This is a genomic window from Pseudomonas sp. R28(2017) (assembly GCF_002112505.1).
Taxonomy (GTDB): domain Bacteria; phylum Pseudomonadota; class Gammaproteobacteria; order Pseudomonadales; family Pseudomonadaceae; genus Aquipseudomonas.
In genome coordinates this window covers 317,817-332,002 of record NZ_NEHW01000003.1, presented here as the reverse complement: position 1 = coordinate 332,002, position 14,186 = coordinate 317,817, and the positions used below count along the sequence as shown (strand labels likewise).

The following is a 14,186-nucleotide window of genomic DNA, read 5'->3' as shown; positions in this document are numbered from 1 at the left end:
ACTGGCAAGTCGCGTGCCAATCGATTCTAACCTGATGAATTGGCAGCATGTAAAGCGTTTCTGCAGATGAAAAAAAGGCACCGCGGTGGGTGCCTTTTCTTGTGTTGCCTGGGGCGGCCCTTTCGCGGGCTTGCACGCGAAGAGGCCGGTGCAGGCTTACGCCTGCTTCACTTCACGCATCGGCTTGCCCTTCACCGGTGCATCGCCCGCCACGTAATACTTGGCGGTGCTGCGTGGCAGCGGCTTGCGCCCACGGATCTTGTCCGAGATCTTCTCGGCGATCATGATCGTGGTGGCGTTGAGGTTGCCGGTGATGATCAGCGGCATGATCGACGCATCGACCACACGCAGGCCTTTCATGCCGTGCACGCGGCCTTCGCCGTCGACCACTGCCATGTCGTCGGTGCCCATCTTGCACGAGCAGGATGGGTGGAAGGCGGTTTCGGCGTGCTCGCGGATGAACTTGTCCAGCTCTTCATCGGTTTGCACGTGGGCGCCCGGGCTGATCTCGCGACCGCGGTACGGGTCCAGTGCCGGCTGGGCCATGATTTCGCGGGTCAGGCGGATGCCGTCGCGGAATTCCTGCCAGTCCTGCTCGGTGGACATGTAGTTGAACAGGATGCTCGGGTGCTGGCGCGGGTTTTTCGACTTGGCCTGGATGCGACCACGGGCCGGCGAGCGCATGGAGCCCATGTGCGCCTGGAAGCCGTGTTCCTTCACGCCGTTGGAGCCGTTGTAATTGATCGCCACCGGCAGGAAGTGGTACTGGATGTTCGGCCACTTGAACTCAGGGCGGGTACGGATGAAACCACCAGCCTCGAACTGGTTGCTGGCGCCGATACCGGTACCCTTGAACATCCACTCGGCACCGATGGCCGGCTGGTTCCACCACAGCAGCGATGGGTACAGCGACACGGGCTGGGTGCAGGCGTACTGCAGGTACAGTTCGAGGTGGTCCTGCAGGTTCTCGCCTACGCCCGGCAGGTCGTGCACCACCGGGATGTCGAGGCTTTCCAGCAGGGCGCGTGGGCCGACGCCGGAGCGCTGCAGCAGTTGCGGCGAAGCGATGGCGCCGGAGCTGACGATCACTTCCTTGCGGGCACGGGCCTCGACGCGCTCTTCGCTGTCGCCGACCAGGTAGGTCACGCCAACGGCACGCTTGCCGTCGAACAGCACGCGGTCGCTCAGGGCGTGGGTGACGATGGTCAGGTTCGGGCGCTTCTTGGCCTGGTCCAGGTAGCCACGGGCGGTGCTGGAACGGCGGCCGTTCTTGGTCACCGAACGGTCCATCGGGCCGAAGCCTTCCTGCTGGTAGCCGTTGAGGTCTTCGGTGCGCGGGTAACCGGCCTGCACGCCGGCTTCGACCATGGCGTGGAACAGCGGGTTGTTGCCGGCTTTCGGCGTGGCCACGCTGACCGGGCCTTCGCCGCCGTGGTAGTCGTTCGGGCCGATGTCGCGGGTTTCGGCTTTACGGAAGTACGGCAGGCAGTCCAGGTAGGTCCAGTCTTCGAGGCCTGGCAGTTCTGCCCAGCCGTCGAAGTCCATGGCGTTGCCGCGGATGTAGCACATGCCGTTGATCAGCGACGAGCCACCCAGGCCCTTGCCGCGGCCACATTCCATGCGGCGGCCGTCCATGAACGGCTCCGGGTCGGTCTCGTAGGCCCAGTTGTAGCGGCGGCCCTGCAGTGGGAAGGCCAGGGCGGCTGGCATCTGGGTGCGGAAGTCGAAGCGGTAGTCGGGGCCACCGGCTTCCAGCAGTAGCACGCTGACGCCGGCGTCTTCGGTCAGGCGGGTAGCCAGGGTGTTACCGGCGGAGCCTGCTCCGACGATGATGTAATCGAATTCTTGGGACATGGAAGTACCCTCGTGTTGGCGGTGATCAGGGAGCGGAACGCCCGTGCGCAGTGGCACGGGCGTGGCTGGACAGGGCCTTAGAAGACCGAGTTGTAGCCGCCCAGCTCGACCTGGACCGACTTGATGCGAGTGTATTGAGCCAGCGAGCTGACACCGTTCTCACGGCCGACGCCCGACTGCTTGTAGCCACCGACCGGCATTTCGGCCGGCGATTCGCCCCAGGCGTTGATCCAGCAGATACCGGCTTCCAGCTGGTGGATGATGCGGTGGGCGCGGGAGATGTCGTTGGTGCAGACACCGGCGGCCAGGCCGTAGTCGGTGTCGTTGGCACGGCGGATGACTTCTTCTTCGGTTTCGTAGGTGAGGATGCTCATCACTGGGCCGAAGATCTCTTCCTTGACGATGGTCATGTCGTCGCTGCAGTCGGTGAACACGGTCGGCGCGACGAAGGCACCGTTGGCGAAATCACCGGCAGTCAGACGCTCGCCGCCACACAGCACGCGGGCACCTTCTTCTTTGCCTTTGGCGATGTAGCCGAGCACGCTTTCCATGTGCTGGAAGCTGACCAGCGGGCCGAAGTTGGTGTTCTCGTCTTCCGGGTTGCCAACGCGGATGCGGGCAACGCGCTCGGCGATCTTGGCTTCGAAGGCTGCCTTCATTTCAGCCGGGATGAACACGCGGGTGCCGTTGGTGCAGACCTGACCGGAGCTGTAGAAGTTGGCCATCATGGCGATGTCGGCGGCCTTGTCCAGGTCGGCGTCGGCGCAGATGATCAGTGGCGACTTGCCGCCCAGTTCCATGGTGACTTCCTTGAGCGACGAGCTCGAGGCGCTGGCCATGACCTTCTTGCCGGTGGTGGTGCCGCCGGTGAAGGAGACTTTCTCGATGCGTGGGTGCTCGGTCAGCCAGGTGCCGACTTCGCGGCCGCTGCCGGTCAGGACGTTGAACACGCCGTTAGGCAGGCCGGCTTCGGTGTAGATCTCGGCCAGTTTCAGGGTGGTCAGCGAAGTGACTTCCGACGGCTTGAAGATCATCGCGTTGCCAGCGGCCAGGGCCGGGGCGGATTTCCACAGGGCGATCTGGATCGGGTAGTTCCAGGCGCCGATACCGACGGTCACGCCCAGCGGCTCGCGGCGGGTGTAGACGAAGGACGATTCGCGCAGCGGGATCTGCTCACCTTCGATGGCCGGTACCAGGCCAGCGTAGTACTCCAGCACGTCGGCGCCGGTGACGATGTCGACGTAGCGGGTTTCCGAGTACGACTTGCCGGTGTCCAGGGTTTCCAGCATGGCCAGCTCGTCGTTGCGCTCGCGCAGGATGTCGACGGCGCGGCGCAGGATGCGCGAACGCTGCATGGCAGTCATTGCCGCCCAGACCTTCTGGCCGCGCTCGGCGCTTTCCACGGCCTTCTCGACGTCGGCCTCGGTGGCACGTTGCACGTGGGCGAGGACTTCGCCGGTGGCCGGGTTGATGGCTTCGAAGGTGGCATCGCTGCCAGCGTCGACGTAAGCGCCATCAATGTAGAGTTTTTGCGTTCCGAAACGGGCCATAGTGTCCTCGCAAGTGCAGTGTGTGGTTGGCTGCGCGTCACGCTCCTGCCGGGTGGGCAAGGGCCGTGCGTGCTTGATCAGCGGCCTGGTCGGTTGTGTCCAGGGTGTGCTGTTTAGCCAGTTGTAGATCCATGTATTCGTATGCAATCCGTATCGCCTGGTCGGTGTCGAATGCATCCCCCGACAGGGCACCCCGCAGCCACAGGCCGTCGATCAGGGCCGCCAGGCCGCGGGCTGCCTTGCGCGCATGGTAGAGCGGCAGGGCGCGGCGGAACTGGCAGCACAGGTTGGAATACAAGCGGTGATCGTTGATCCGCTGCAACCTGTGCAAATCGGGCTGGTGCATGCTGGAAGCCCAGAAGGCCAACCAGGTTTTCATTGCCGGGCCGTTCACCTGGCTGGCATCGAAGTTGCCCTCGATGATCACTTTCAGGTGGGCGCGCGGGCTGTCGTCCGTCAGGGCCTGGCGACGTGCTCTAACGCCTTCGTTGAGCATGTTCATGATGTAACCCATTGTCGCTGCGATCAGGCCGTTCTTGTCCCGAAAGTAGTGACTGATGATGCCGTTCGACACACCGGCCAAACGGGCAATCAGCGCAATGCTGGCGTCCCCCAGACCGACCTGATCGACCGCCTGCAACGTGGCTTCGATCAACTGCTGGCGGCGGATGGGTTGCATACCGACCTTGGGCATCTTGCTATCTCCTCAGGCCCTGCAAGCAGACGACAGGCGGCTGACTCGGCGAAGGCCAGTCTATTTTGTTTTGATTGAACGTTCAATCAATAAAGAATAAGCTCTGCGACAATTTGTGCCATTGACACTCTTTCAAGCGATCAATGAGGCACGGATTGACACCCCAGGAAATCGCGTAACCCCCGGAATACAAGGCGTTGACGGGCATGAGCGATGCGAAATGCAGATTCTGCCGTAGGGTCACTGGCCCTGCGACAGGCCCTTGGAGCGGGCGGGGTGATCTGTGACGAATGCGCGCACCTCCAATGAGGCGTGGCATTTTCAGCAGGCCACCTGTCTGTTTTTTTGCAACGTATCGATTCGGGATCACGGTTTCCAGGGTGCTTTTATAACACCTGATGCAGTGGGGATATTCCACCAATTGCTCGGGAAAGACTGATTAGCCTCCACAGCCGTACTGCCCGGAGCATTCGTGCAATGAGTTCTGCCTCACTTACCAAGCCCCCCGCCGAGAGGGTACGGGTCAACCGCGTGGTGTTCTTCACCTCCGCGCTGATGATCCTCGTTCTGACTGCCTTGCTGATCGCTGTACCCGAAACCGCCGGCCAGGTGCTGGGCGTGGCCCAGAAATGGCTGACGCGTACCTTCGGCTGGTACTACATGCTGGTGATCTGCGGTTACCTGCTGTTCGTCGTCTACCTGGCCTTTTCCGACTACGGCAAGCTCAAGCTTGGCGGCAAGGACGACCAGCCCGACTTCAGCTACGGCGCCTGGGCCGGCATGCTGTTCTCCTCCGGTATCGGTATCTCGCTGCTGTACTTCGGCGCCTCCGAACCGCTGGACCACTACTTCAACCCACCGGAAGGCACCCCGGCCAGCCTCGAGGCCGCGCGCCAGGGCCTGCAGCTGACCTTCCTGCACTGGGGCCTGCATGGCTGGGCGATCTACGCCCTGGTCGGCCTGGCCGTGGGTTATTTCGCCTACCGCCACAACCAGCCGCTGGCCCTGCGCTCGGCACTGTACCCGCTGGTCGGTGAGCGCTGGGTCAAGGGCGCTGCGGGCAATGCCGTGGACATCTTCGGCATGTTCGTCACCCTGCTGGGCCTTGTCACCAACCTCGGCATCGGCTCGATGCAGGTGGCCTCGGGCCTGGAATACCTGTTCGGCATGGACCACAGCAAGACCAACCTGCTGGTGGTGATCCTGGTCATGGCAGGCGTTGCCACCGTGGCGGCGGTGTCGGGTGTGGAAAACGGCATCCGCCGCCTGTCCAACCTGAACATCCTGCTGTTCAGCGGCCTGCTGATCTTCGTCCTGCTGGCCGGCAATACCCTGCACCTGTTCAACGGCTTCGTGCAGAACGTCGGTGACTACCTCAACGGCATCGTGCTGAAAACCTTCGACCTCTACGTGTATGAAGGCGAAGCCGGCAAGTCCGAGCGCTGGCTGGGCCTGTGGACCGTGTTCTACTGGGCCTGGTGGATCTCCTGGGGCCCATTCGTCGGCATGTTCATTGCCCGTATCTCCAAGGGCCGTACCGTGCGCCAGCTGGTCAGCGGCGTGCTGCTGATCCCGCTGGGCTTCACCCTGGCCTGGCTGTCGATCTTCGGCAACACCGCGCTGGACCTGGTGATCAACCAGGGCGCGGTGGAGCTGGGCAAGACCGCGCTAGAACAGCCGTCGATGTCGATCTACCAGCTGCTGGAATACTTCCCGGCGGCCAAGATCGTGATCGGTGTGGCGGTGTTCGTCGGCTTCGTGCTGTTCCTCACCCCGGCCGACTCTGGCGCAGTGATGATGGCCAACCTGTCGTGCAAAGGCGGCAAGGTCGATGAAGACGCCCCGCACTGGATGGTGGTGTTCTGGTCGGTGATCATCACCCTGGTCACCATCGGCCTGCTGTTCGCCGGTAACTTCGAAGCCATGCAGACCATGGTGGTGCTGGCAGGCCTGCCGTTCTCGGTGGTGCTGGTGCTGTTCATGTTCGGCCTGTACAAGGCCATGAAGCAGGACGTGGCGGTCGAACAGGAGCGCGCCGAGCTGGCCGCCCGTGGCCGTCGCGGCTTCACCGAGCGCCTGAGCCAGCTGGACCTGCAGCCGACCCAGGCGGTGGTGCAGCGCTTCATGGACAAGCAAGTCAGCCCTGCGCTCAAAGAAGCTGCCGCGCAGTTGCAGACCCTGGGCTTCGAGGTGGAAACCCGTGTTGGCCAGTCGCGCAACATGATGGGCCTGCGGGTGATGATGGATGAGGGCAACCCGTTCGTTTACGAAGTGAGCCTGGACGGCTACATGGCCGCGCCGAGCGAGGCACCGGTGCAGGGCGAGCCGGAAGTTCGCCAGCGCTTCTACCGTGCCGAGGTGTACCTGCACGATGGCAGCCAGGAGTACGACCTGATGGGCTTTGCACCCGAGCAGATCGTGCGTGATGTGCTGGATCAGTTCGAAAGCCACCGCCAGTTGCTGGGGCGTGTGTATAGCTGACCGAAGCTGACGGCATGATGAAGGGCCCTGTTCGCCAGAACAGGGCCCTTTTTCTTTGCCTGGCTGATAGAGCCCGGGTCAAGGCGCGGCCTGTAACAGGTCGGTGCGAAACTCGGAGCTTTGCTTGATCAGGTCGATGGCAACGCTGCACAACTTCAATGGCAGTGCGGCTGCCGGTATGTCGCGGCTGTACCCGGGCAGCAGGCGGTAACCTGCACCATCGTTGCAGTCGGTCGTTGCCGGTGCGCCGCGTTTCACTCGGTAAAATGCGATGTCGGGGGCTTTCAGCCAGCTGACCCGGAGGCTGCCATCAGCCAGCCGTTCAGTGTTCACCTGCGCCTGTGGCCTGCCTGGAGGCAGCAGTTCGACGGCAATGCTCAGGCTGTTGGCCATGAGCGCCCGAGAAGGCAACTGGTCTGGCGACTGCACGCCGACCAGGCACAGGTAATGAGTGCCTGGCTCCGGCCCGATCGGGTCGTTGATGATGGCTTCGCTCGCGGGGATGGTGCCGCTGTAGCCGGTCGGGTCTTCGCAGGCGAGTGCGTCGGTGGTTGTTTTGTAGCGGTAGCGCGGCGTGTCGATCAGGAACTGGAAGCCCCAGCGGGCCTGTTCGATCGAACCATCGGCCAGGGTTCTGGCCTTGGTGAGCGTTTTCAGGCCGGGGCCCTGTGGTTCCAGCTGAAAACCTGGCAGCAACTGGCAGGTGGGCAGTTCGAGGTCCACCCGGCCTGCACTGAAGCAGCCCTGAACACGATGCACCGGTATCGCACCGACCTCGCTGCCGTGCAGGCTGTTGGCAATGCTGACCAGGTGCTGGCTGTCGGCAGCCACCACCGGGCTGCCGGATGCACCCTCATCAAGGCCCTGGCAGTCATTGCGCCTGGCATTGCGCCACACCCAGTTGCCGACGCTGGACGTGCTCTGGAAGCGCTCCGTGCAGGTGGACAGGCGCAAGCCTTTGCCTATCGAGCTGGGTTCGCCGACTACCTGCACCGCGCTTCCCGATGCGGGGGAAGTACCGAGCTTGAGCGGTGTGATGCCTTGCCCTGTCAGTTCTTCCAGCGTGGCATCCAGCTCCAGCAAAGCCAGGTCGGCACCTTGCAAGCTGTTCCATACCGTACGCTTCAGCGGCACTGTGCGGCGGCGGTCTTGTGTGTCGGCGAAGTAATTGAAGGCGATGCTGCCGGTAATCGGCTGGTCGACGATGACTTTGCCATTGATGCCGCCAGCGCAGTGGCCAGCTGTCAGGATATAGGCTGGCCCAGCCGGGGGTTCATCGGCGGGGCGGGTGTCCAGCAGTGTGCCGATGCAGTGCCGGTTGAGTGCAACCAGCCTGCCTACACCAGTCCAGTGCTGGCTTTGGCCGCTACTGTTGTACAAGGTTTCAGCCGCCGCCAGAGGGCTCGGGCTGCTGCTGGCCCCAGCCCACTGGCTGAGCAGCGTCAGGCCCAGCGTGGTCAGTAAAAGTGGCTTTTGCATGTCGTACCTCCTTGGGGTGGAGGACGAAGGGTGAGGGCGCTACCGGGGTGTTTGGCGGTACATAGGTGAAGCGCTCGCTCAGCGGTTGCTGTAGCGGCCTTGCTTGCCATGGGCGGGCATGGCCTGGTTGCCGCGCTCGGCGATCATCTGCTGCAGCTTGATCAGCGTGACACCCTGCTCCTTGAGCCGCGGCAGTTCACGCGCCAGCACCTCGAGGGTCTGCGGGTAAGGGTGGCCGATCAGCACTGCCGAGCCTTGCTTGCGCGCCAGGGCAATACCTTGTTGAAGCTGCCCGCTAATCGCCTCGGTGGTGCGTACGTCATCGAGGAACACATCCCGTGAGACATGCGCCAGTCCTTGAGCCTGTGCTTCGGCCGCCGCGACCGTGGCGGCACTGGTACGGCTGTCGACGAAGAACAGGTGGCGCCGCTGCAGCTCGCCCATCAACCAGGCCATCGGCTCGCGCTGGGCGGTCATGCGGCTGCCCATGTGGTTGTTGATGCCGGCGGCGTACGGCACCTTGGCCAGGGCGGCGTCCAGGCGTCGCGCCAGCTCTTCGATGGGGATGCCGGGGTGCCAGGCGTAGGGGCCTGTGGCCGGGTCCATGGGCATGTGCAGGATCACCGTCTTGCCAGCCTTGTGGGCCTGGCGGGCGAAGTCGGTGGCGTGTGGGGTGTCGGGCATGATCGCCAGGGTGACCGACCCAGGCAGGGCGAGGGTGCGGCTGTCGCGCTCGGTGCTCTGGCCCAGGTCGTCGATGATGATGCTCAGGTAGGCCTTGCCGGCCGGCGCCGCTTGCGCGACCCCGGCCATCAGGCAGAACAGCAGACACAGCAGATAACGCATGGGGTGGATCAGTCGCCCTTGGTGATGTTCAGGCCCTTGAGCAGGCTCAGCGCCTGGCTCAGCTGGTAGTCACTGTCCTGCGGGCGCTCCTGGCGCTTGCTGCTGCCGGTCGGGCGGTCGGCACCGCCGTTGCCGTTGCCCAGGTGGCCCTGCAGGTCGGCTTCCTTGAAGGTGTCGTTGTCGCTGGCATCGGCGGTGAGCACGGCCGGGCGCACTTCGATGTCGGGGACGATGCCCTGGGCCTGGATCGAACGGCCATTGGGGGTGTAGTACAGCGCGGTGGTGAGTTTCAGCGCACGGTCGTTGGCCAGTGGCAGCACGGTCTGTACCGAGCCCTTGCCGAAGCTGTCGGTGCCCATCAGCACGGCACGTTTCTGGTCCTGCAGGGCGCCGGCGACGATTTCCGAGGCCGAGGCGCTGCCGCCGTTGATCAGCACCACCAGTGGCACGCCTTCGCTGGCGTCGGCCGGGTCGGCGGAGAAACGCAGCTCGGAGTTGGCAATGCGGCCCTTGGTGTAGACGATCAGGCCCTTGGTCAGGAAGTGGTCGGCCACTTCCACTGCCGACTGCAGTACGCCGCCGGGGTTGTTGCGCAGGTCGAGGATCACCCCGCGCAGTTTCTTGCCGTTGTCCTTGCGCAGCTTGGCCAGGGCCTTGCCGACTTCGTCACCGGTCTTGACCTGGAACTGGGTGATGCGAATGTAGCCATAGCCGCTCTCCAGCAGCTGGCTCTTCACGCTCTTGACCTGGATCACCGCACGGGCGAGGGTCACGTCGAACGGGGTGCCGCCGTCGCGCACCAGGGTCAGGGTGATTTTCTCGCCCACCTTGCCGCGCATCTTGTCGACCGCTTCGGTCATGGTCTGGCCGCGGGTTGGCGCGCCATTGATCTTGACGATCAGGTCACCGGCCTGCACGCCAGCGCGCGAGGCCGGGGTGTCGTCGATCGGTGATACTACCTTGATATTGCCGTCCTCCTGGCCCACTTCGATGCCGAGGCCGCCGAATTCGCCGCTGGTGCTTTCCTGCAGCTCCTGGAAGTCCTCGGGGCCGAGGTAGGCCGAGTGCGGGTCAAGATTGCTGAGCATGCCCTTGATGGCATTTTCCAGCAGGGTCTTGTCGTCCACAGGTTCGACATAGGCGGCCTTGATGCGGTCCATGACCTCGGCAAAGGTGCGCAACTCTTCCAGCGGCAGGGGCGCCTTGGCGGTCACCTCGGTGGCCGGCACGGCGGCAGGCTTGGCTGGCGAGGCTTTCGCCGGCTCAGCGGCACTGGCCAGGGGCGCACCGATCGCCAGGGCGATGGTCAGGGCCAGCTGGGTGAGGCGAGGCGAGTGCAGCATGTCGAACGAACTCCTGATCCTGTAAACGCTCCCTGCGGAGCATCGGCGCAGCGCATGGTGCTACACCGTATGTAATGTGTCAGCCGCGGCACCACTGCGAAGGGTCGGTTGGCCGGCCCTGCTGGCGGATGGCGAAGTACAAGCCTGCGCTGTCCTGGCCACCGCTGTCGCCAACGGTGGAGATGGCTTCGCCGGCCTTGACGATGTCGCCGGCGCTCTTGAGCAGGCTCTGGTTGTGGCCGTACAGGCTCAGGTAACCATTACCATGGTCGAGAATGACCAGAAGTCCAGCGCCACGCAACCAGTCGGCAAACACCACGCGCCCGCCATGCACCGCGTGTACCTGGGTGCCGGGGCTGGCGCTGATCATCACGCCGTCCCACTTGGCCCGGACATCATTGCCGCGGGCATCACCGAAGCGTGCCAGCAATCGACCATTGACCGGCCAGGGAAGTTTTCCCCGTGCGGCAGAAAATGCACCGCCGTAGCTGGCACCGTCGCTGGACACCAGCGGGCCGAGGGTGGTGCGGGCCTTTTTCGGCGGCTCGGCGTCCTCTTGTTCTTTGTCCGCTCGGGCGGCCAGGGCCTCCTGCTGGCGGCGTTTCTCGGCTTCCTGCTGGGCAAGCAGGGCTTTCTTGCGCGCTTCTTCGGCTTCGCGGGCCTGGCGAGCCAGGGTTTCCTCGATGGTCTTGAGCACCTTGGCCAGGTCGGCCTGGTCCTGTTGGCGCGCCTGCAGCTTCTGGTCGCCGTCTTTCACGTCGCTGTTGAGCTTGGCCAGGACCTGCTGGCGCTTGCTGCGCTCGGTGTCCAGCGCCTGGCGGCGCGTGTCGAGGTCGGCGCGCTGGGCCAGCAGCTGTTCCTGCTGGCGCGAAATGTCCTGCTCGACGCTGGCCAGCTGGCGCAGGGTCTCGTTGAACGCCTTGAGCTGTTCCAGGCGCGCTTTGCTCAGGTAGTCGTAATAGGACAGGGTGCGGGCGAATTTCTCGGGGTTCTGCTGGTTCAGCAGCAGCTTGAGGTATTCCTCGCGACCATTGTTCTGGTAGGCCGAACGGGCCTGGATGGCAATCAGCCGTTGTTGTTCAACGCGGGCGCTCTGGAGTTTTTTTTTCTCGGTATCAAGGCGCTCCAGCTCGCCCTCGGTCTTTTTTAGTTCTTGTTGCAGGGCCTCCACCTGCTTCTCCAGGTTACCGATGTCGGTTTCGGTGGCCTTGAGGTCTTTTTGCACACCGGCCTTTTCTTCCTGGAGCTTGCCCAGCGTCTTCTTGAGCTCGGCAATGTCCTGGCGGGTGGCGTCCAGTTGCTGCTGGGTCTGTGCGCGCTCATCGGCAAAGGCCGGGCTGAGCAGGCAGGACAGGGCTAAAGGGATCAGGGCGCGTAGCATGGGGTTTGGCGTACCAAGGATGGAGACTGGCCTAGTATGCCCGTGCAGGCAGGCAAAAAAAACGCCTCGCTGCCGGGGCAGTGGGGCGTTTGTCTGGAATTCATCTACGAAGAGGGCTGCTTTGCAGCCCCTTTGTACAGAATCAGGCGTCGACCAGGATGGAGGTACCGGTCATTTCTGCCGGCTTTTCCAGGCCAAGCAGCTTCAGCATGGTCGGCGCCACGTCGGCCAGCACGCCGCCTTCGCGGACTTGCACCTTGCGCTTGCCGACATAGATGAACGGCACCGGCTCGCTGGTGTGCGCCGTGTGCGCCTGGCCGGTGCACGCGTCTTCCATCTGCTCGACGTTGCCGTGGTCGGCGGTGATCAGTGCTTCGCCGTTGACCTTTTCCAGCGCCTCGACGATGCGCCCGACGCAGGTATCCAGCGCCTCGACCGCCTTTACCGCAGCCTCGAACACGCCGGTATGGCCGACCATGTCGCCGTTGGCGTAGTTGACCACGATCACGTCAAAACGCTGCTGCTCGATGGCTTCGACAATGCGGTCGGTCACTTCCGGTGCGTTCATCTCCGGCTGCAGGTCGTAGGTGGCGACCTTCGGCGACGGGATGAGGATGCGTTCTTCGCCTTCGAACGGCTCTTCGCGGCCACCGGAGAAGAAGAACGTGACGTGTGCGTACTTCTCGGTTTCGGCGATGCGCAGCTGGGTCTTGCCGTTTTTCGCCAGGTATTCGCCCAGCACGTTGTCCAGGCTGGACGGAGCGTAGGCTGCCGGTGCGGCGATCTTTGCCGAATACTGGGTCAGGCCGATATAGGCCGCCATTTTCGGCAGGCGTGCACGCGGAAATTCGTTGAAGTCCGGCTCGACGAAGGCACGCGACAGTTCACGGGCGCGGTCGGCGCGGAAGTTCATGAAGATCACGGCATCGCCGTCCTCGACCTTGACGGCTTCGCCAATGCGCGTGGCCTTGACGAATTCATCGTTCTCCTCGCGGGCGTAGGCTGCTTCCAGGCCTGCCAGCGCGGTGTCGGCCGTATAGTCGGCAACGCTGTCGACGATCAGGTTGTAAGCGGCGCTGACGCGGTCCCAGCGGTTGTCACGGTCCATCGCGAAATAACGGCCGATCAGGCTGGCGATACGGCCCTTGCCGAGCCTGGCGAAGGTCGCGTCGAGCAGTTCGATCGACGATTGCGCACTGCGTGGCGGGGTGTCACGGCCATCGAGGAAGGCGTGCAGGTAGATCTTCTCGGCACCCCGTTGCGCGGCCAGTTCGGCCATGGCGACCAGGTGGTCCTGGTGGCTGTGCACGCCACCGTCGGAGAGCAGGCCGAGGATGTGCACCGCCTTGCCGGCACCCGCAGCCTTGTCCACCGCGCCGGTGAGCACCGGGTTCTCGAAGAACTCGCCATCGCGGATGGCCTTGGTCACCCGGGTGAAGTCCTGATAGACGACGCGCCCGGCGCCGAGGTTCATGTGGCCGACTTCGGAGTTGCCCATCTGCCCGTCCGGCAGGCCGACATCCATCCCGGAGCCGGAAATCAGGCCATGCGGCTGGGTGGCGCGCAGGCGGTCATAGACCGGCGTGTTGGCGGCATAGATGGCATTGTATTCGGGGCTTTCGCTGTGGCCGAATCCATCCAGGATGATCAGGACCAGGGGTTTGGGCGTACTCGTCATCAATCAAACTCACGGTTGTTCAAAGATGATAAAGACACGCATTTTAGGGCAAATGCGCCATCAGCGGCGAACAATCGTCCTGTCGCCCGACCGGCGCAGGCACGCCGGTAACATGAAGGTACCTTTACCAGCGGCCCATCGGGCTTTGGTGGCACTGGGGGGCTGTGTATACTGGCCGGCATTTTCAATCGCCTGGAACACCGCTGATGGTTGCTCACCTGATTCAATTCGCGACAGATCACTACATCCTGGTGGCGATCTTCGTGGTTCTGCTGGTCGCACTGCTCGTCAATGAACTGCGCCGTGGCGGCCAGAGCCTGAGCAACGGCCAGCTGACCGCGCTGGTCAATGCCGACAAGGCACTGGTCATCGACATTCGCCCGTCCAAGGAATATTCCGCCGGCCACATCGTCGGTGCGCTGAACATCCCGCAGGACAAGCTGGTCAACCGCATGACCGAGCTCGAAAAGCACAAAGAGAAGACCCTGATCGTCGTCGACGCGATGGGCCAGCAGTCCGGCGCGGTCTGCGGCGAGCTGCTCAAGGCTGGTTACACTGCCGCCAAGCTGAGCGGTGGCGTTTCCAGCTGGAAAGCCGATAACCTGCCCCTGGTGAAGTGATATGAAGCCTGTCATCGTCTACTCCAGCGACTACTGCCCCTACTGCATGCGCGCCAAGTACCTGCTCGAGAGCAAGGGCGTGGCCTTCGAGGAAATCAAGGTCGACGGCAAGCCGCAGGTTCGCGCCGAAATGAGCCAGAAGGCCGGCCGTACCTCGGTGCCGCAGATCTGGATCGGCAGCACCCACGTCGGTGGTTGCGATGACCTCTATGCCCTGGAGCGCGCCGGCAAGCTCGACGCGCTGCTGGCGGCCTGATTTG

Annotated in this window: 11 protein-coding genes; 3 read left to right on the top strand and 8 right to left on the bottom strand. The window is 63.5% G+C overall.

The window, feature by feature from the left end:
- Positions 1 to 156: 156 nt before the first annotated feature.
- From betA to betI, 3 genes are all read right to left on the bottom strand, one after another.
- The gene (betA, locus tag CAF78_RS06965) at positions 157 to 1,854 is read right to left on the bottom strand and encodes a choline dehydrogenase (RefSeq protein ID WP_085677961.1); all 1,698 of its coding nucleotides are present in this window, start codon (positions 1,852 to 1,854) and stop codon (positions 157 to 159) included.
- A gap of 77 nt (positions 1,855 to 1,931) precedes the next feature.
- On the bottom strand, positions 1,932 to 3,404 hold the full coding sequence (gene betB, locus CAF78_RS06960) for a betaine-aldehyde dehydrogenase (RefSeq protein WP_085677962.1): 1,473 nt from the start codon (positions 3,402 to 3,404) through the stop codon (positions 1,932 to 1,934).
- A 37-nt stretch (positions 3,405 to 3,441) separates the two neighbouring features.
- Entirely contained in the window at positions 3,442 to 4,098 is a 657-nt protein-coding gene (gene betI / locus CAF78_RS06955) for a transcriptional regulator BetI (RefSeq protein ID WP_085677963.1), read from the bottom strand.
- Positions 4,099 to 4,575: 477 nt separating this feature from the next.
- On the opposite strand from betI, the gene CAF78_RS06950 reads away from it, so the two are divergent.
- Complete coding sequence (locus CAF78_RS06950) at positions 4,576 to 6,579, top strand: BCCT family transporter (protein ID WP_085677964.1); 2,004 nt, start codon at positions 4,576 to 4,578, stop codon at positions 6,577 to 6,579.
- A gap of 78 nt (positions 6,580 to 6,657) precedes the next feature.
- On the opposite strand, the gene CAF78_RS06945 is transcribed toward CAF78_RS06950, so the two are convergent.
- The 5 genes from CAF78_RS06945 to gpmI all read right to left on the bottom strand — a co-directional run bounded on the left by CAF78_RS06945 (position 6,658) and on the right by gpmI (position 13,306).
- Positions 6,658 to 8,058, bottom strand: a complete 1,401-nt coding sequence (locus CAF78_RS06945) for a trypsin-like peptidase domain-containing protein (protein ID WP_085677965.1) — start codon at positions 8,056 to 8,058, stop codon at positions 6,658 to 6,660.
- Positions 8,059 to 8,136: 78 nt separating this feature from the next.
- The gene (locus CAF78_RS06940; protein WP_085677966.1) at positions 8,137 to 8,904 is read right to left on the bottom strand and encodes a divergent polysaccharide deacetylase family protein; all 768 of its coding nucleotides are present in this window, start codon (positions 8,902 to 8,904) and stop codon (positions 8,137 to 8,139) included.
- Positions 8,905 to 8,912: 8 nt separating this feature from the next.
- A complete protein-coding gene (locus CAF78_RS06935; protein WP_085677967.1) occupies positions 8,913 to 10,247 on the bottom strand; it encodes a S41 family peptidase in 1,335 nt (444 codons plus the stop codon).
- A gap of 79 nt (positions 10,248 to 10,326) precedes the next feature.
- Positions 10,327 to 11,628, bottom strand: a complete 1,302-nt coding sequence (locus CAF78_RS06930; RefSeq protein ID WP_085677968.1) for a murein hydrolase activator EnvC — start codon at positions 11,626 to 11,628, stop codon at positions 10,327 to 10,329.
- A 142-nt stretch (positions 11,629 to 11,770) separates the two neighbouring features.
- Positions 11,771 to 13,306 (bottom strand): 2,3-bisphosphoglycerate-independent phosphoglycerate mutase, encoded by a 1,536-nt coding sequence (gpmI, locus tag CAF78_RS06925; RefSeq protein ID WP_085677969.1) that lies wholly within the window; start codon positions 13,304 to 13,306, stop codon positions 11,771 to 11,773.
- Positions 13,307 to 13,512: 206 nt separating this feature from the next.
- Here gpmI and CAF78_RS06920 point away from each other — a divergent pair, with 206 nt between their 5' ends.
- Together CAF78_RS06920 and grxC are read left to right on the top strand one after the other, a co-directional pair.
- Positions 13,513 to 13,926, top strand: a complete 414-nt coding sequence (locus tag CAF78_RS06920; protein WP_085677970.1) for a rhodanese-like domain-containing protein — start codon at positions 13,513 to 13,515, stop codon at positions 13,924 to 13,926.
- Position 13,927: 1 nt separating this feature from the next.
- Complete coding sequence (gene grxC / locus CAF78_RS06915) at positions 13,928 to 14,182, top strand: glutaredoxin 3 (RefSeq protein WP_003249204.1); 255 nt, start codon at positions 13,928 to 13,930, stop codon at positions 14,180 to 14,182.
- Positions 14,183 to 14,186: the final 4 nt, after the last annotated feature.